Here is an 18,383-nt window from a genome sequence, read left to right on the forward strand (position 1 = left end):
GAGATTTGCATGCATGGCGTAACAAGTAGATGCCGGACATTCTCGCCGTCATTGCGTGCTGCTTCGACGTTCCACTTGGGTGGTCAAATACTCAATCTATAATGCTTGAAACTCCATACGATTTCTTTGACGATCACCTGAGCGACTGCAAAGGCAGGGATAGCGACCAGCATCCCGAAAATGCCACCAATGTTTCCACCCAATAAAATAACAATGATCACCAGCAAAGGATGAATTTGTACACTCCGCGAGACAATCACTGGTGATATTAAGACATTATCTAACAACTGGATCATGGCAAAAGCGATGATGATCCCGATCACTGAGCCAGCGGTGCCGTTTTCCACCACAGCCACCAAGATGGCGGGTAAGGCGCCAACAATTGGACCGAAATAAGGGATCATATTAGCTAGGCCAGCAATGATTCCAATGACGAAACAATAGGGGACCTTCAGAGAATAAAGCGCAATAATCGATAAGCTGCCAACAATCGAGGAAACCAGCAACTGGCCGCGAATATAATTGCCCAATTGAAGATTGGTTTTATAAAGCAAATTGAGCGAAAGCTCGAAATAGCGGTTCGGCACTGACTGGATGATGAACTTTTTGATATTATATCCGTCCTTGAGGAAAAAGAAGGTGATAAATGGAACAGTTACGATCAGCGTAAACGATGAAATGATGGCAAAAATCATGTTCAAACTTTTGCGCACCAAGGACGTGAATAAGTCATGCAACCGCGCGCTTACTTCTCGGGCAATTTCTGGATTTTTGAGGATTGGGATCCGATGCGTCAGGGTCATTTGAATTTTATCAATGACGGTCTCAGAATCTTGGCTCGCCAATACTTGAGAGAGGGTTTGAATTTCATGGTTCAATGTCGGCAACAATAACTTGATTCCGACAATAATTAACCCGCCAAAGACAATAAATAGAATTCCAACGGCTGCTCCTCGGTTGATGCCAAGATTCTCCAATTTATCCACTAATGGCGTCAATAGCAATGAAATGACCAACGAGACCAGCAACGGTAATAGAATTGGCATGAATATCGGCAATAGGCGAATCATTGCACCGACACTTAAGATAACCAGTAACACTTTGACAATTTTTTTGATCAATTGCTTGTTAAGAATGATCACCAATTGCTGATCAGGGCTGGGATTGGGCGTGCCGTTTTTTGGGTGCTGCGTATTCAAATTCATCGAATGATTACTGAGCTCTCATACTGCTGTTTTAATTCCTGTAATTCATTATTGCTGAGCCGCAATCGCTCGGCCAGCATTTGAGCCAGTTTCAGCAAAATTTTATTGCCAAGTCTCGGCTTGCTCTCAATCAAGTTGAACAAATCGGGGCGAAACAGACCAAACACGCTGGAGTTCTCCAATGCCACGGCAGTGGCAGATCTGGGCGATTCATCCAGAAGTGCCATCTCACCCAAAAACTCCCCAGAATGCAAGATGGCGAGTTCCTCCCGACTGGCATCATCATAGTTTTTATAAATGCCGATTTTGCCGGTCTCGATCACATACATGCCAACACCTGGCTCATCCTCAAAAAAAAGGACTTCACCCTTTTTATAGTGGCGATGATGCAGAATCCGCTTGAATTCCCGCAATTCGCTCTTTTTGAGCTGACTAAAAAAGGGCACTTTTTTCAAGATTGAATCAAGATCTGGCTTATGTCGACCGTTTTTATCGAAAATATTATTCCAATAACTGCTCGGCATGGTTGCTTAATCGTGTTTTAATAAAAACCGGGCTATTATCTCCCGTTCAGGCTTTTGTTATCAAACTGACTTTTTTCTGGCTAAATATAACACTCCCAAATTTATGAGTCAAGGCAATTTTAATTTATAATTAAATTTTATTTTTCTATTGATTTTCTTTAATAAATCAGTTATTTTATACGCCATGAAATTTTTGATCTCGACAATTTCGCTGATCATGTTTTTTTTCTCGGCATTGGGCGCTCCTCAAAGCGGTCGAAACCAAGCCAAAGGCCAGCTCGAACAGATTCGAAAAGAAATCGAGAGCTATCGGCGCAAGCTGCAACAAGAGCAACGGAAAGAAAAACAACTGCTGGATTCGATATCGCAGTTGGAGCGAGAGATCGATTTGACCCATCAGTTGGTAATGGAGCTGGAGAGAGAGGAACAGCGCCGCGCCAGAATGATCTCAAAAATCAGTCAGGCCTTGGATACCACCCAGACCGAACTGGATCGGTTGCAACAAATTTATGCGCGACGGGTGGTCAGCTTTTACAAATATGGTCGGGTCAGGGACTTGGAACTGCTTCTGTCGTCTCGATCGTTCACCCAAGCCCTCGCTTGGCTAAAATTTCAACGCTTGATTGCCAAAAATGATCAGCGCAATTATAATAATATTCTCAAAAAGAAAAATAAGATCGAGGTCCAACGGAGCCAACTGAAGCAGGAAGCGGTGGCGCACCGCCAGATTCTCAACGAAAAAAGGCAAGAAGAGGCACGTCTCAGGGAGACCAGTAAGAAGCGTGGCCAGCTCTTGGCCCAGGTTCAGAACAATAAACAAGCATTGCTGCAGCGGCTAAAAGAGTATGAGCTGTCAATGAAAGAAATTCAACGGCTCATACAGATCGAAGAGGATAAACGGATCGGACTGGAGCAACAGGGGGTGGTTCAGGCGACCGATTTTCCTTCTCTGAAGGGACGGATGATTTGGCCAACGCGCGGAAGAATTATCAACCATTTTGGTCGCTATCAGCATCCGAAATTCAAAGGGGTTACACTTCAAAATATTGGGATCGATATTCAGGCTGAATATGGTCAGGAGGTCCGCGCCACGGGGAAGGGGATCGTCACGGCGATCACTTGGCAGCGTGGCCGAGGAAATATTGTGATGATCAATCACTTCGGCGGCTATTTTACGGTCTACACTCATCTCGCCCAGATTTTCGTCCAAGTGGATGATAGTGTTGAGATCGGCCAGGTGATCGGCACGGTTGGCGACTCTGGCTCTTTAACAGGGCCCCAGCTTCATTTCGAGATCTGGAAGAACAAGCAGCCGTTGAATCCTGAGGACTGGCTCAGCTAATAACGTGGGCTATACATCTTCGCAGCCGTTGTTGTTTATCAGAAAAAATAGACTTCTGCAAATCGAACAGATATATCACAAAAGCATATTACTCCTGCGGAAGCAGGAGTCTCTTTTATTTGATGAGACATGATTGGCAAGATACTTGCCTTTGCGGGCATGGCATCAATACAAATTGTCAATGATCTAAGTTTTGCAGGAGTTTTTGAATACCAAGGGATAAAATCATGGCCTTTGCAAATATCATTGGACAGAAGCGGGTGATTGCTATGCTGGAGCGGGCATTGATGAGCGACCGCTTGCCACACGCGCTATTGTTTCATGGCCCTGAGGGCGTAGGCAAAGAGGCCACGGCAATCGAGTTGGCCAAGGCATTGTTCTGTCAGGTGGAAAAAATTTATTGTGATCGATGCGGCGATTGTAAACGAGTGGCACAATTCAGCCATCCCGATTTAATGGTCATCGTTCCAGCGCCGAAGCAAGCAAAGCCCGAGGAGCTTCAGCTCATTTATGAAAGCATGATGAAAAATCCTTACTATCGAACGCAGCTTTGGGCGGCGCCCACTATTTCGATCGAACAGATCCGAAGCTTAAAGAAGAAAGTGACCTTGACATCTTACGAGAACAAAGGCCATGTTGTGCTGATATTTGAAGCGCACCGAATGACTCCAGAAGCCGCGAACGCATTGCTCAAAATTCTTGAAGAGCCGTCTGGCAAGCTCACTATGGTGCTTGTATCGTCTCAAGCGAATTTATTATTACCGACAATTGTATCTCGTTGCCAACAGGTCCGATTTGATCCCATCCCATGGCAGGATATAGAAGCGGCACTGCTAAAAAATCAGGCGCTGGACCCGAAACGAGCCATGGTGATAGCAAGAATGAGTTTCGGGAGCTATCGTCGGGCTTTGGAGTTGCTGGATGAAAACGTCGATCAAAAACAACAGTTGATGATTGAGATATTGCGCAAAGTGTTGCTCTCCGATTTAGAGATCCTGACTATGGCAGAGACGCTGGTGAATCAACAGGAGAAGCGAACGATTAAAGATCTATTCGCGTTGATGCTGGTATGGTTTCGTGATGCGAGGATTATGGAACTCTTGGGAAATGAAAACGATTATAAAGAGAAAATCATTAACATCGATTATCTTGAGACCTTAAAAAAGTTCATTGCGACGATGGAGTTCCTCAATTATGAGCAGATAATTGCTGCCATTGAGGATGCTATCGCCTACATCGATCGCAACGTATTTATCAACTTGGTCGTGTTGCAATTGATGTTTCAATTGAAAAAGCTTCTGCGGAGAAAAACTCATGTATGATTATATAGAGGTGGTGTTCAAAGGGGAACGGAAACAAATTTATGCCAATCCTCAGCAATTTCCTTTTAAGGTCGGCGATTATGTGATTGTTGAAGCGGATAAGGGGGAGGACCTGGGTCAAGTGAATCAGGCTGGAGCGTTGCTTTCGATGAAGAAAAGCGACGTGCCGCTGAAATCGGTGCTCCGAAAGACCACCCCAGAAGATCTGAAAAAGCTTGAGCAAAATCGGCAAAAAGAGCGGGCAGCTTTTAAGGTTTGTAAAGAAAAGATCGAAAAGCACGGGCTTAACATGAAACTGGTAGATGTGGAATACCAGTTTGATGGGAATAAGATCACATTCTATTTTACAGCAGAGCGCCGGGTCGATTTCAGAGAGTTAGTGAAAGATTTAGCAGCGTACTACAAGGTTCGCATCGAGCTGCGGCAGATTGGCGTGCGGGATGAGGCGAGGCGGTTTGGGGGCTATGGGATATGTGGTAGAAAATTATGCTGTACGTCGTTTCTAAAGGAGTTCGATCCAATCACCACTCAGAGCGCGAAAGAGCAAAATTTGCCACTGAACCCTCAGAAACTTTCTGGGGTATGCGGTCGGTTGATGTGCTGCTTGAATTATGAATTGGAGTTCTATTTGGAAGCGAACCGAAAATTCCCTCCGTTGGGAACGCAAATCACCACCGAAAAAGGCATCGCTGTGGTTGACAAATTCGATGTGTTTAAAGAAGAAGTTATTTTAAAATATGAAAACGAGGAATACGAAAAACGATCGCTGGCGGAAGTAAACCAGTTGCTCAAGTCCCCTGCGGCTCAGGTCGCAAGCAGCTAAAACCGCTCAAAGAAAAAATGCTTCATATTCCATGCTTCTTTCGTCAGCTTTTTCCCTTAAGCTGAATTTCGTTTTCGTGTATATTAGCCAAGTTTACAAGACGGGTTTGGTTGGTGCAATCTCACCTGGCTTTTTTATGGCCTCATCTCGTCAAACTCCGATCTTGGCAATTCAGATGGTTGCAACTAAAAACGTTCAATCAATTATCGCCTTGAAAACGTTCATAGGTTGACGTCAATACCAATATCTAAACGAAGTGGTTAGTTCGATCTGAAACTGATGGAGAACATTGTGGAAACAAGAGAAAAGATCTTAGTGACCAGTGCACTGCCGTATGCGAATGGTCCATTGCATCTGGGGCATTTGGCTGGAGCGTATCTTCCAGCCGATATTTACGTGCGCTATCAGCGGCTGAAAAAGCGCGATGTGATTTTCATTTGCGGCTCTGATGAACATGGAGTCCCCATTACCATCGCCGCGGAACGGCAAGGTGTTTCGCCCCAGGAAATTGTAGACCGATATCATTATTTAAACAAAGCCTCGTTCGAGAAAGTTGGGATGAGTTTCGACAATTATTCTCGGACGTCGTTGCCATTACATCATAAAATTTCACAGGAATTTTTCCTCAAATTGCATGCGAAAGGCTATTTGAGCGAGAAGACTGTCACCCAGCTTTACTGTGAACATTGTGGTCGTTTTTTGGCTGACCGCTATGTGGAGGGAACCTGTCCGATCTGCCATGCGCCTGGCGCTCGAGGTGATCAATGTGACGCTTGCGGTCGTTCGATCGATCAGATTCAATTGATCAATCCGATCTGCGTGACCTGCGGCAATCGACCCGTCATCCGCGAGACGCGACATTGGTTCCTCAACCTTAAGAGTTTACAGCCGAAGATCAAAGCCTGGTTGGATACCAAGACTCATTGGAAAGAAAATGTCAAGAATTTCTGTGCGGGTTGGTTCAAGACTGGGTTGGAAGACCGCGCCGTTACGCGAGATCTGCGCTGGGGTGTCCCAGTGCCGCTGCCAGGATATGAGGACAAGGTGCTGTATGTGTGGTTTGACGCGCCAATTGGCTACATTTCTTCGACCGTGGAATGGGCACAAAAAATCGGACAGCCTGATAAATGGAAAGAGTATTGGCAGGATAGTTCCACGCGGCTGATCCATTTCATCGGCAAGGACAATATCGTATTTCACGCCATTATTTGGCCGCTGATTTTAATGGGCCACGGCGATTATATCTTGCCTGATAATATTCCAGCAAATGAATATTTGAACCTGGAAGGGAACAAGATATCGACCAGCCGCAATTATGCCGTGTGGTTGGACGAATATTTAGCCAAATTTCCAGCCGATCCGTTGCGCTATTGCCTGGCCGCCAATGCGCCAGAGACCAAAGACGCCGATTTCTCCTGGAAGGAATTTCAGCAAAGAAATAATAACGAATTGGCCGATATCTTGGGTAATTTTATTAATCGTTCGCTCACTTTTTTGAAAAGGCATTTTCACAATGCAGTTCCTACCCCAGGGCCCTTGGATGAGCTCGATCGGGAAATGCTCTCCCGCTTGGCTCAGGCCCCAGAAGATATCGGAAATTTGTTTGAGAATTTTGAGGTGCGCAAAGCGGTAGCGGCTTTTATGGACCTTGCGCGCTTTGCCAATAAATATTTCAATGACCAGCAGCCCTGGATCACTGTCAAGCAGCAGCCCGAAAAATGCGCTACGACTTTTTATGTCTGTGCCCAGGTACTGAAAGGGCTCGCCATTCTGATGGAACCTGTGCTGCCGTTTTCCGCTCGGGAGCTGTGGCAGATGCTCAACATGAGCACTCCGTTAGCCGATTGTCGCTGGGAGGACGCTGGCCAACCCAATGTTCCAATTGGTCATCGGCTTAATCAACCCAAAATTCTATTCAATAAATTAGAAGATGAAATCATTGAAGCCGAGATCAAGAAACTTCAAGCTATCACTAATAAATCACAAAAAAAGACTGAGGAACCATTAATGCTAGAAAAAATACCTTATGAACAATTTCAAAAAGTCGAATTGCGCGTCGCTACCGTGGTGGAAGCCGAGAAGGTCGAAAAGGCCGATAAGCTGCTGAAGATGAAGATCGATTTGGGCAACGAGCAACGCACCATTGTGGCAGGAATTGCGCTTCATTATACCCCAGAACAAATGATCGGCAAACAAATCGTCGTCGTGGCCAATCTCGAGCCGGCCAAAATCCGAGGGATCGAGTCCAACGGGATGCTTTTGGCGGCGGTGTCAGACGACCAAAAGCTTTCACTCATTGTCCCGGAGAAATTGATGCCCAATGGAACAGCTATCCACTAACATCCAATTGATCGATTCCCATGCGCATCTCGATTTCGAAAATTTCGATGGAGATCGGGAAGCTGTCATTCAAAATGCTCAACTCGCAGGAGTGGTGGCGATCATTAACATCGGGATCGATCTCGAGACGAGTAAAAGGGCAATTGCACTGGCCGAAGCTTACCCATTGATCTACGCGACGGTTGGCATTCACCCGCACGATGCGGCTGGCGTCATTGAATCAGATTGGCGACAACTCGAGGCGTTGATCGCGCATCCTAAGGTGGTAGCCATCGGCGAAATCGGGCTCGACTACTTTCGCACCTATGCGCCTCGAGACGTCCAAATGCAAGTGCTTCAGCGGCAATTGGAATTAGCAGTTCAATATCGAAAGCCAGTGGTGATTCATACCCGCCATGCTTGGCCCGATATATTGCCGATCTTCACTGCAACCTATCGCCGTAAATTGACCGGAGTGTTCCATTGCTTTTCTGGGAGCGAAAATGAAGCCAAAGCGATATTGGACGCTGGTTATTTCATTTCATTCACTGGGGTGGTGACATTCAAAAATGCAACTGCTTTAAAGATCGCAGCGAACCATGTGCCGCTGGATCGATTGCTACTGGAGACCGATTGTCCTTTCATGGCTCCAGAGCCATTTCGGGGGAGACGCTGTGAACCAGCGTATCTACCCTATATCGCACAGAAAATCGCCGATGCAAAAGCAATGAGCCTGGCAGAAATAGCGGAGCAAACCACCCGTAACGTGACCACATTGTTCGGTATTTCGCTCAAAAAAGATCAGCCAGGCAGATCCAATTGAATCTTGAGAACAATGCCTTATCAACGGCTAAAACCGAAAAGGAGCCTAGGGCAAAATTTTCTAATCGACGAGAATATCGCGCGAAAGATCATCGCATCCCTTCGTTTGACGGATCACGATTGGGTGCTGGAGATCGGTGCTGGGACTGGGATGTTGACCAAATATCTCATCGAACGCGCTGGCCAAGTTGTGGCTGTGGAGATCGATCAATCGTTGATAGATCAAATGCGCCAGAACCTTGGTTCTGCCCATAATCTCAGGTTGCTGCAAACCGATATTTTGAAAATCTCTTGGGATCAGATGCTGGAAGGGCGTATTGGTTGGAAGGCAGTGGCGAATTTGCCGTATCATATTACCAGCCCGGTCTTAATCAAATTGTTTGATCATTATCAGCAGTTTGATACCGCCATCTTGATGGTGCAAAAAGAGGTGGCTCAGCGCCTGAGCGCCGAGCCAAATTCAAAATCTTATGGCATCCTATCGGTATTTGCACAATTTTACGCCGAAGTCCAGGTGCTATTTGACGTTTCCAGACATGTTTTTTTTCCAAAACCCAAGGTAAAATCGGCGGTGGTTCAGTTGAAATTTAAACACGACCCAATTTTTGACGAGGTTCAAGAGCAATTATTTCGGCGCGTGGTTCGAGGAACATTTAACCATCGGCGAAAGATGTTACGCAATTCGCTCGAAGCCATACCGAATTTAAGAATTGATATAAATAAGCTCAATTTTAATTTGACACGACGACCCGAACAATTAGCGATATCCGATTTTATCGATTTAACCCGATTGATCGCAGATCGCCTCATCAGCACAGGGCTTGTTCGAAAGAGCGACAATGGAACAGAATGATCTAAGAGAAATTGTAGAGAATCTCGCGTATTTGGCAGATGCCAGCGATAGCGCCATGATCCGCAATATCATGGTGGGGCTTCATCCAGCCGACATTGCGGAGATCTTATACCATCTGGATGACGAGCATCGGAATTATATTTTTAATCTCCTCGATGCTGAAACCGCCTCTGAAGTCATCAATGAGATGGATCAGGTCTCGCGCGAGGACCTCTTAGAAGAGTTGCCAGAAGATCGCATCTCCGAAATCGTCGATGAGATGGAATCGGACGATGCCACAGATCTGGTATCGGAGTTGCCAGATGAAATGGCGCAGAAGGTGCTCGACCGCATCGATCGAGAGGATTCAGAAGAGGTCAAGGAGCTGCTGCGCCATGAGGACGATACGGCTGGCGGTATCATGGCTAAGGAGCTCATCGCAGTGCATCCCCACCACACTGTGGACGAGGTCATCCAAATCATTCGCGACAAGGCTGATGAGGTGTCCGATTTATACTTCGTTTATGTCGTTGATCAGTTTGATCGACTCTTAGGCGTAGTCCATTTGAAAGACCTCTTGTTGGCCAAAGGCGATCAAAAGATCGCGCAGATTATGGACCGGGATATCATTTCTGTCTCCACGGAGATGGATCAAGAGCATGTCGCTAACATCGCCAGACGGTATGATCTGGTTTCAATTCCCGTTGTGGACAAATTAGGTCGGTTAACTGGTCGCATCACTTTTGATGATGTCGCCGATGTGATGGAGGAAGAGGCGTCAGAGGATATCCAGCGTATGGCTGGAATTACAACAGAAGAGGAGTTTCGCGAAACCTCCATCGTGCGGATTTCTCAAGTTCGACTCCCATGGCTATTAATTGGATTTGTCGGCGAACTTGGTTCTGCATACGTGCTCCATCATTTCGAAGCTTCACTGAACCAGATTCTTGTCGCCGCGTTTTTTATTCCCATCATCATGGCCATGGGTGGAAATGCTGGAATCCAATCCTCCACTATTATGGTGCGGGGTATGGCCACTGGCGAGATCGGCCTCTACGATGTCAAGCGACGACTGTTTCGAGAATTTCTGGTCTCATTGCTTAATGGTTCGCTTTGTGGCTTATTGCTGTTTACTGTCGTTAGCTTTTGGCTGAAAATGCCAAAGTTTGGGATCATTCTCGCATCGGTGCTATTGTTGGTCATTTTGAATGCCTCGTTCGTCGGCGCAATTGTACCAGTGATATTGAAGAAAATCAATATTGACCCAGCTATTGCCACAGGACCATTTATCACGACATCGAATGATGTGCTCGGCCTGTTGATCTATCTGGGCACGATTACTATCTTTATTTCATACCTGTGAGCCGCGGCGGCTGCCAGGTTCGATTCTCAATCAAGAATATTTTGGGGTTAAAAATTTAACCTCTGATTGTTTAATGCTGGGATATTTAGTCAAATGCCATTACAAAAAACCGAAGCAATCGTGCTGAAAACGCAACGCTCGGGTGAGACTAGCAAGATCGTCACGTTATTCACGCCAAAATCGGGAAAGCTTCGGGTTGTGGCCAAAGGTTCTCGGGGACTGAAAAGTCGATTTTTTGGAACGCTCGAACCGTTGAACCATATTGCCATCGTGTATTATTTTAAAGAGACCCGAGAATATCAATATCTGAGCCAGGCAGACATCATCCATAGCTATGCAAAAATCAAGGCAGATCTGAAAAAATATGCATTGGCTAATGTGCTGTGTGAATTGGTGGATCGAACTGAATTGGAGCAACCGAATCCTTATCTGTTCCAGATTCTGATCGATGTGCTCAAGGGAATCAACGATAGCAAGACCCGTCTGAGCAGCTATCTGTATTGGTTTTTGCTTCGTTTTTTTAAGATCAATGGGTTTGATCCAGATTTCAGTCTGTGCCGAAATTGTCACAGCAGAACCACTAGTGGCATGGTACGCTATTCTCTGAGTTCCGGCGGTTATTATTGCAACAATTGCCCAATCTCCGAGCCAGAGGGTGTAACCGTCTCAGCAGATACGATTTTGTCGCTTGCTAAGATCAAACAGGCCTCGGTAATAAATGTCGAGTCCATTCCATTTTCAGCCAAAGGCGAAGCTGAGACGCTGCTATTATCGTTTCTTTATTATCATATTGAAGAAGCCAAGCATTTAAAATCGCTGAAATTTTACCGTCAGATGCAGGAAAATATTTTTAACGAGTCGATTGATCAGCCATTGTGAGGGATTCGACTCATCCGTTTGTCCGTCGCTGAGTTCAACAACAGTAATAGCATTCTGAAAGATGAGCAAATTGCGAACATTGAGGGTTTCATTCCTGTGAATACATGAACCCCTCGGTTCATATTAAATAGCATGCCAAAGGATGCACTGCAAGATCAGGCATGAGATCGACACCAGAAAGCAATTCGTATTTCTTAGAACCCTTTCGCAATCATAAAAGCGATCTTTCTCTTTGAGCAAGGATATCGAGCAAAAATGAGTGATTGATTCTGCCATTTTTCTGGTGCTGAAAGTTCATCTCTCCAGCCAGACTCGATGGTTAAAATAGAAATGGCAGATGAAAGATGATAAAATGCATCAATTGATTTAAACAAAACTCGAAAACAAGGAAGGCACGAGTATGAAGATTGCATCGACAGAAATCATGGAAAAAATCGTCTCTTTGTGCAAACGTCGGGGTTATATCTTCCAATCCAGCGAGATTTACGGCGGCATAACCAGTTGTTATGACTATGGCCCATTGGGAGTGGAGCTGAAAAAAAACATTAAAGAGTTTTGGTGGAAGACCATGGTTCAGCTTCGGGACGACGTGGAAGGGCTGGATGCTGCGATTTTGATGCATCCAAAGGTATGGGAAGCCTCGGGCCACGTGGAAGGTTTTACTGATCCATTAGTGGATTGCAAGGTATGTCACCATCGATTTCGGGCGGATCAAATTGCCACCCCGGGCAAATGTCCAGATTGCGGAGGCGAGCTGACCGAAATTCGCAAGTTTAATTTGATGTTCAAAACCCACATGGGGCCAGTGGAAGAGCAGGCTTCGGTAGTTTATCTTCGCCCTGAAACCGCGCAGGGAATTTATGTGAATTTCCTCAATGTTCAGAAAGCAGCGCGGCAAAAAATCCCGTTTGGCATCGCTCAGATCGGCAAAGCGTTTCGGAATGAGATCACTCCGGGCAACTTCACTTTTCGAACTCGAGAATTTGAACAAATGGAAATGCAATTTTTTGTTAAACCTGGGACTGATGCCGAATGGTTCGAATACTGGAAGGAGCAGCGGATGCAATGGTATTACCAATTAGGCATTACCCGCGAAAAACTCCATTTCCACCAGCACAGCAAAGAAGAATTGGCCCATTATGCGGCTGCCGCTTATGACATCGAATACGAATTTCCATTTGGCACCATGGAGCTGGAAGGTATTCATAATCGCACCGATTTCGATCTCAAGCGCCATACGCAGTATTCTGGCAAAGATATGTCTTATTTCGATGATGAGACCAAAGAGCATTACATCCCGTATATCATCGAGACCTCAGCAGGGGTGGACCGAACCTTGCTCACCTGCCTGATCGATGGCTATGAGGAACAACAACTGGAAAATGATACGCGGGTGGTGTTGCATCTCTCGCCGAAAATCGCTCCGATCAAAGCTGGTGTCTTCCCGTTGGTGAAGCGTGATGGGATGCCTGAATTAGCGCACAAGATTGTAGATATGTTACGGCGCTATTATATGGTCTTCTATGATGAAGCTGGGGCGGTTGGCCGGCGCTACCGACGCCAGGATGAGATCGGCACGCCATTCGGCATCACAGTGGACTCTCAATCGTTGCAAGATCAGACCGTTACTATCCGCGATCGAGATACTATGTTGCAGGATCGGGTGGCAATCGATCAAATTAAAAAATATTTAGACGACCGAATTTTGGGCGAATAATTTCAAATTGAATGAGATATTTTTGCCATCCGTTTAGAATTCAATCTTGCATTAAAAGAAAAAGCCAGCACAGAGCATTTTTAGCTCTTATGCGGCACCCATTTCAAGCTTTGATTGGAGTATCCGCGTTGTATATTTGAATTTCGTTCTCAAAGGAATTGAAATGCCAAAGGCAAAACCGAAGCAAGAGCCTCCGATAGAAGATGTAGATGCCATTCGACGAATGCGGGTCGAGCGCTTAAGCCGCATTCTTTTGTTGGTGGTGTTATTGGGCATTGGTCTGCTATTCTTCTGGATGGTCAAACCATTCCTGGTGTCAGCGATCCTGGCTGCGGTTTTTTCGGGCTTATTTTATCCGCTCTACAAATGGCTATTGAAGCTCTTTCGCGGCCGAAAAAGTCTCTCCGCTTTCATGTGCTGCCTCATATTATTCTTGGGACTGCTCATCCCGATCTATGCAGTGGCCAACATGGTATCGCGCGAGGCGATCTGGTTTTACGAAAGCGCTGAGGATGTGGTGCGCGAGATCATCGCCCAGGGCGATAGCGGGGCGCTTGGCCAAATCAAAAATTTGGAATTGGTCAAAAAGCTCCATCTGGATCAAATCGATTGGCAGAAAGAATTGGGCGACCTTGCCAAACGGCTGGCAGCGATCCTCGGCACCGTCATCAACAAGGCGTCGAAAAGCACCTTTCAGTTGATCACCAACCTTTTTCTCACTTTCTTCGCCATGTTCTATTTCTTTCGCGATGGTGATCGGTTTATCCGTCGCTTCAAATATTTGAGCCCATTGTCGGATCGATATGAAGAGGCGCTGATCCAGCGGTTCATCAATGTTTCCAAAGCGACGATCAAAGGGACATTGCTGATCGGCATTCTGAAAGGCGTGCTTGGGGCTATTACTTTTTGGATTTTTGGCATTCATGCCGCAGCGCTGTGGGGCGTCGTCATGGTGATTCTGTCGATCATCCCCATGGTGGGCTTCGGTTTGGTGATGTACCCAGCCGCTATTATCATGATTGTGATGGGAAAAATCTGGCAGGGCGTCGTCATGCTGATCATCGGCGCTGTGGTCATCGCTCAAATCGATAATGTACTGCAGCCCAAGTTGGTCGCCAAAGAAGCTGGGATGCATGATCTGCTCATTTTTTTCTCTACTTTGGGTGGATTGAGCATGTTCGGTGTGATGGGCTTCATTATTGGCCCGATCATCGCAGCGATGTTTGTTGCGGTGATCGAAATCTACGGCACGGAATTCAAATCCCAGCTCGATATTGCCCAACGCATTGGCGCATCTGAGCCAGGGGTCACGCCTCAGCCAGTGGAGCAAAAATGATCATTCCTCAAAATGATAGCGTGCATCTCATCTAATACTTTGTTAAAGGCAATAAGACAATCAGATCCGAAACGATGGATTCGGTAGTGAGACGATTTTTTCATTTAGGCCAAACGGAGGGAGACCAATGACTTCTCGAGAGCGGGTAAACCTGGCGCTTCAGCATCAAGAACCAGATAAGGTGCCGCTGGACCTTGGCGGGAGCGGCGTTACTGGAATGCATGTGAGCTCGGTCTATCTATTGCGTCAAGCACTGGGCTTGGATAAACCTGGGACACCAGTGAAAGTGATCGAACCGTACCAGATGTTGGGCGAAATTGCGCCAGATCTCATGGAGGCGCTGGGAATCGACGTTGTCTCATTGAGTGGCCCAAAAACCATGTTCGGCTTCAAAAACGAAGGCTGGAAACCCTGGCAGACTTTCGATGGGACGCCCGTGCTGGTGCCAGAGGGCTTTAACACCGATCCAGAGCCAAATGGAGATATCTTGCTATATCCCGAGGGCGATAAATCGGCCCCACCCAGTGGCCGAATGCCCCGCGGTGGCTGGTATTTCGACGCCATAGTTCGCCAGCCACCAATCGATGAGGATCAACTCAATGTCGAGGATAATTTAGAAGAGTTCAAGCCGATTTCCGACGAGGAACTGGCCTATTTTAAAGCCGAAGCTGAGCGCCTGACCACCGAAACCGATAAAGCGCTATTGGGCAGTTTCGGCGGCACCAGTTTCGGCGACATTGCACTCGTGCCCGCTGTATGGCTGAAAAATCCCCGTGGCATTCGCGACATCGAAGAATGGTATATCAGCACCGTGACACGGACCGATTACGTGTATCAGATCTTTGAACGACAATGCGAGATTGCACTGGCCAATTTGGAAAAGATCTACCAAGTAATTGGCAACAAAATCTCCGCCATTTTTATTACCGGTACCGATTTCGGAATGCAAACCGGCCCGTTCATCTCACCCGCCACATATCGGAAATTATATCAACCCTTTCATAAAATGGTAAATGATTGGGTCCATCAGCACACCCAATGGCGCACTTTCATCCATTCCTGCGGTTCGGTCTATGATCTGATCCCCGATTTCCTCGATGCAGGTTTCGATATTTTAAATCCCGTACAATGTTCAGCAGCCGGAATGGATCCAAAGCGATTGAAACAACAATTCGGGGATAAAATCGTTTTCTGGGGAGGAGCGATCGATACCCAGAAGACTCTGCCATTTGGTTCGCCACAGGACGTTCGAAACGAGGTGATCGAACGGATCAAGACGTTCGCTCCAGGCGGAGGGTTCATCTTTAACGCGATTCATAACATACAAGCTCGCACGCCAGTGAAAAATCTGCTGGCATTGTTCGAGACATTTAATGAATATCGAAACTACCCAATCTAAACCAACTCTCTAAGATCAATCGCTCCAATCAAACATCATGAAACTTTTCGATCGAACAAAGCTCAACACCCTTTCTCTCAGCCAGCGAACCAGCAAATCGGCCATAGAACGCATTGCGTGGCATCCTTCCATGGCTCCTCCACCTGTGAGCCAACATTATCGAGAGTTAATTGAGAGGATCGCCGTGCAAATGCTCGATGCGCGCCAGCAGCAGGCCAGCGTTATCCTGGTGTTCGGAGCGCATCTAATTAAAAATGGATTAGGTCCCTTGGTCAAACACATGCTTGAGCAGGGATACGTTAGCCATGTGTCCACCAATGGGGCTGGTTCAATCCACGACTGGGAATTTGCCTTTCATGGCTACTCGGAGGAGGACGTTCGCGCCAATGTTCACATCGGCCAATTTGGCATCTGGGAGGAAACTGGCAAGTATATCAACCTTGCGGTGTTACTGGGCGCTGCTCGGGGACTTGGCTACGGAGAAGCCATTGGCGAGATGATTCATCAAGAATGCCTCATGATACCCTCTTGTGATGCGCTCGAACGACAAGTGCTCCATTTTGTCGAAAATCACCAATTCGGTCACCCCAAGCTGGCCGCGATGATCGATCTGCTTCGCACGATGCAAAGCCAAAAATTATCCGTGCCAACTGGTCGATTGCCACTCGCTCATCCGTTCAAACAGTACAGCTTTCAAGCCGCAGCTTTTGGTGCAAAAGTTCCAGTTACGATTCATCCAGGGTTTGGGTACGATATTATTTATACAAGCCGCTATAATTGTGGCGCGGCGTTCGGTCGGGCATCCGAAGTGGATTGGTTACGATTTGCTCATAGCGTCTCTCAATTGGAGGGTGGGGTCTATCTTTCCATTGGCTCTGCTATTATGTCGCCAATGATTTTTGAAAAAGCGCTTTCAATGGCTCGAAACGTGGCGCGACAGTCAGCGCAGTCAATCAGTGATTTTTTAATCGTTGTTAACGATATCCAGCCGACCGGCGAATGGTCCTGGGGCACAGGACAAGAACCACCGAAAGACTCGCCCGCCTACTTTTTGCGCTTTTGCAAGACGTTTGATCGGATGGGAGCCAGGGAAATGCATTACCTCTGCCTCGATAATCGGGCATTCTTGATGAATCTTTATCATTGCTTGAGGCAAAAATCGGAACCGGCCCCAGAAAATACTGGCGTGACGGTGCCTCGCAGCAGCTTATGATCCCATAAGATCATGGCTATTAGAAGTTTTGTCTAAGGATTCTGGAAGAGGGGACAATTTTCTTCAACAGAATGAGTGCTCCACAGCAACAATTGCTAAACTGCATTTGGTGGCATTTCATTGCTGTGGGAGTAAAAGTTCTTTTTAATACAGCATTGAAGTCTGACGAAGCAATTTGATGATGCTTAAAAATTTTGAATTGATAGAGAGCGAAACAATTTTTAAAGGTTAACCCAAAGTTCAGACATCATGATAACTCCATCAATCGAAATCATCCGACCATTTGATGGCCGCAGGATTACGACGGCGTTGTTCGATTTTGATGGCACACTGTCGCGCGAGCGCGATGGCTGGATTAATCTCATGGTTGCCACCAATGCTGCTGCGATGGCTGCTGCATTGCCCAATGTGCCAGTGTCTGAAATTTTCAGTTGGGCGATCAACGACATCGAACAGACGATTGGAATCCCCACCTATCAGCAGATGAAGCGTCTCGCCGATGCCATTCGGAATCGAGGCGGCATTAGCTTATCGCCAGGGCGCTATAAAGAAGTTTATAACTTCGTATTGCAGGCCATGGTCAAAACAGCGCATTGGCAGGTAGAGACCGAGCAGCGTTCCATCGAAGAATTAAGGGTTCCAGGCGCCATTGAATTGCTGACCGCAATGGCGGACAAATTGGGACATGGCGCACTATTTTTAGCGAGTGGGACCGACATCGAACCCGTCATAGAAAGCTCCCGCTTTTTGGGATACGCCCCGTTCTTCGAAAACCGGATCATTGCATCCGGTTTTAATGGGCATTATGAGGACTGTCCCAAAAGACAGATCATCGACCAGCTTATTCGGGAACGTCGGCTCGGACCTGGTGAGTTGCTCACCTTTGGCGATGGCGTCCCAGAGATCGAATATACCGCGCAATCTGGTGGAATTTCTGTGGGGGTTTTGACACGGGATGAAAGCCATTATGAATTTCTTGGCCATTTCACGCATACCAATAAGCGACAGCGCTTGATTCAGGCTGGCGCGCATGTGTTGGTCTCGAATTTTTGTGAAACAGAGCAACTTATGGAACTTCTATTTTCTGACCAAACATTGTTTTCCAGCGCTAAAAATGAGTTGAATTAGTTGTAGCTAATGCATATATTCTTTTGTCTAAATAACAATGACTCAATCGAATCGATTTCGAACTGATGTCTATCAACAAAATCGTCGGAACCAAGTGATCTTCATATCTTTGGCTGTGATCGTCCAGAGTTGCGATCGAATTCGTGCATGAGCATGGCA

At 46.5% G+C, this 18,383-nt stretch carries 15 protein-coding genes; 13 read left to right on the forward strand and 2 right to left on the reverse strand.

What is annotated here, in order from left to right:
• Positions 1–83: 83 nt before the first annotated feature.
• Positions 84–1,205: an AI-2E family transporter gene (locus tag ONB37_12895; GenBank protein ID MDZ7401053.1), complete on the reverse strand. Its 1,122-nt coding sequence runs from the start codon at positions 1,203–1,205 to the stop codon at positions 84–86.
• Positions 1,202–1,729 (reverse strand): cyclic nucleotide-binding domain-containing protein, encoded by a 528-nt coding sequence (locus tag ONB37_12900; protein ID MDZ7401054.1) that lies wholly within the window; start codon positions 1,727–1,729, stop codon positions 1,202–1,204. The genes ONB37_12895 and ONB37_12900 overlap by 4 nt, the downstream gene beginning before the upstream one ends.
• A gap of 193 nt (positions 1,730–1,922) precedes the next feature.
• On the opposite strand from ONB37_12900, the gene ONB37_12905 reads away from it, so the two are divergent.
• The 13 genes from ONB37_12905 (at position 1,923) to ONB37_12965 (ending at position 18,224) form a co-directional block, all read left to right on the forward strand.
• The gene (locus ONB37_12905; GenBank protein MDZ7401055.1) at positions 1,923–3,071 is read left to right on the forward strand and encodes a peptidoglycan DD-metalloendopeptidase family protein; all 1,149 of its coding nucleotides are present in this window, start codon (positions 1,923–1,925) and stop codon (positions 3,069–3,071) included.
• 227 nt (positions 3,072–3,298) lie between these two features.
• Positions 3,299–4,393: a DNA polymerase III subunit delta' gene (gene holB, locus ONB37_12910; protein MDZ7401056.1), complete on the forward strand. Its 1,095-nt coding sequence runs from the start codon at positions 3,299–3,301 to the stop codon at positions 4,391–4,393.
• Complete coding sequence (locus ONB37_12915) at positions 4,386–5,216, forward strand: stage 0 sporulation family protein (protein MDZ7401057.1); 831 nt, start codon at positions 4,386–4,388, stop codon at positions 5,214–5,216. The genes holB and ONB37_12915 overlap by 8 nt, the downstream gene beginning before the upstream one ends.
• Before the next feature lie 291 nt (positions 5,217–5,507).
• Positions 5,508–7,556 carry a methionine--tRNA ligase gene (gene metG / locus ONB37_12920; GenBank protein MDZ7401058.1) on the forward strand — a complete coding sequence of 683 codons (2,049 nt, stop codon included), beginning with the start codon at positions 5,508–5,510 and terminating at the stop codon, positions 7,554–7,556.
• Positions 7,537–8,358: a TatD family hydrolase gene (locus tag ONB37_12925; protein ID MDZ7401059.1), complete on the forward strand. Its 822-nt coding sequence runs from the start codon at positions 7,537–7,539 to the stop codon at positions 8,356–8,358. The genes metG and ONB37_12925 overlap by 20 nt, the downstream gene beginning before the upstream one ends.
• Positions 8,359–8,370: 12 nt before the next feature.
• On the forward strand, positions 8,371–9,210 hold the full coding sequence (gene rsmA, locus ONB37_12930; protein ID MDZ7401060.1) for a 16S rRNA (adenine(1518)-N(6)/adenine(1519)-N(6))-dimethyltransferase RsmA: 840 nt from the start codon (positions 8,371–8,373) through the stop codon (positions 9,208–9,210).
• Complete coding sequence (gene mgtE, locus ONB37_12935; GenBank protein ID MDZ7401061.1) at positions 9,197–10,552, forward strand: magnesium transporter; 1,356 nt, start codon at positions 9,197–9,199, stop codon at positions 10,550–10,552. Before rsmA ends, mgtE begins: the two co-directional genes overlap by 14 nt.
• A gap of 93 nt (positions 10,553–10,645) precedes the next feature.
• Complete coding sequence (recO, locus tag ONB37_12940; protein MDZ7401062.1) at positions 10,646–11,431, forward strand: DNA repair protein RecO; 786 nt, start codon at positions 10,646–10,648, stop codon at positions 11,429–11,431.
• Positions 11,432–11,831: 400 nt separating this feature from the next.
• Positions 11,832–13,148, forward strand: a complete 1,317-nt coding sequence (locus ONB37_12945) for a glycine--tRNA ligase (protein MDZ7401063.1) — start codon at positions 11,832–11,834, stop codon at positions 13,146–13,148.
• A gap of 163 nt (positions 13,149–13,311) precedes the next feature.
• A complete protein-coding gene (locus ONB37_12950; protein MDZ7401064.1) occupies positions 13,312–14,484 on the forward strand; it encodes an AI-2E family transporter in 1,173 nt (390 codons plus the stop codon).
• Between the two features lie 127 nt (positions 14,485–14,611).
• Positions 14,612–15,883 carry a methyltransferase gene (locus ONB37_12955; protein MDZ7401065.1) on the forward strand — a complete coding sequence of 424 codons (1,272 nt, stop codon included), beginning with the start codon at positions 14,612–14,614 and terminating at the stop codon, positions 15,881–15,883.
• 37 nt (positions 15,884–15,920) lie between these two features.
• Positions 15,921–17,096, forward strand: a complete 1,176-nt coding sequence (locus ONB37_12960) for a hypothetical protein (GenBank protein MDZ7401066.1) — start codon at positions 15,921–15,923, stop codon at positions 17,094–17,096.
• 249 nt (positions 17,097–17,345) lie between these two features.
• Positions 17,346–18,224, forward strand: coding sequence for an HAD family hydrolase (locus tag ONB37_12965; protein ID MDZ7401067.1), 879 nt, complete (start codon positions 17,346–17,348; stop codon positions 18,222–18,224).
• Positions 18,225–18,383: the final 159 nt, after the last annotated feature.

Source organism: candidate division KSB1 bacterium, assembly GCA_034506395.1.
Lineage (GTDB): Bacteria > Zhuqueibacterota > Zhuqueibacteria > Thermofontimicrobiales > Thermofontimicrobiaceae > Thermofontimicrobium.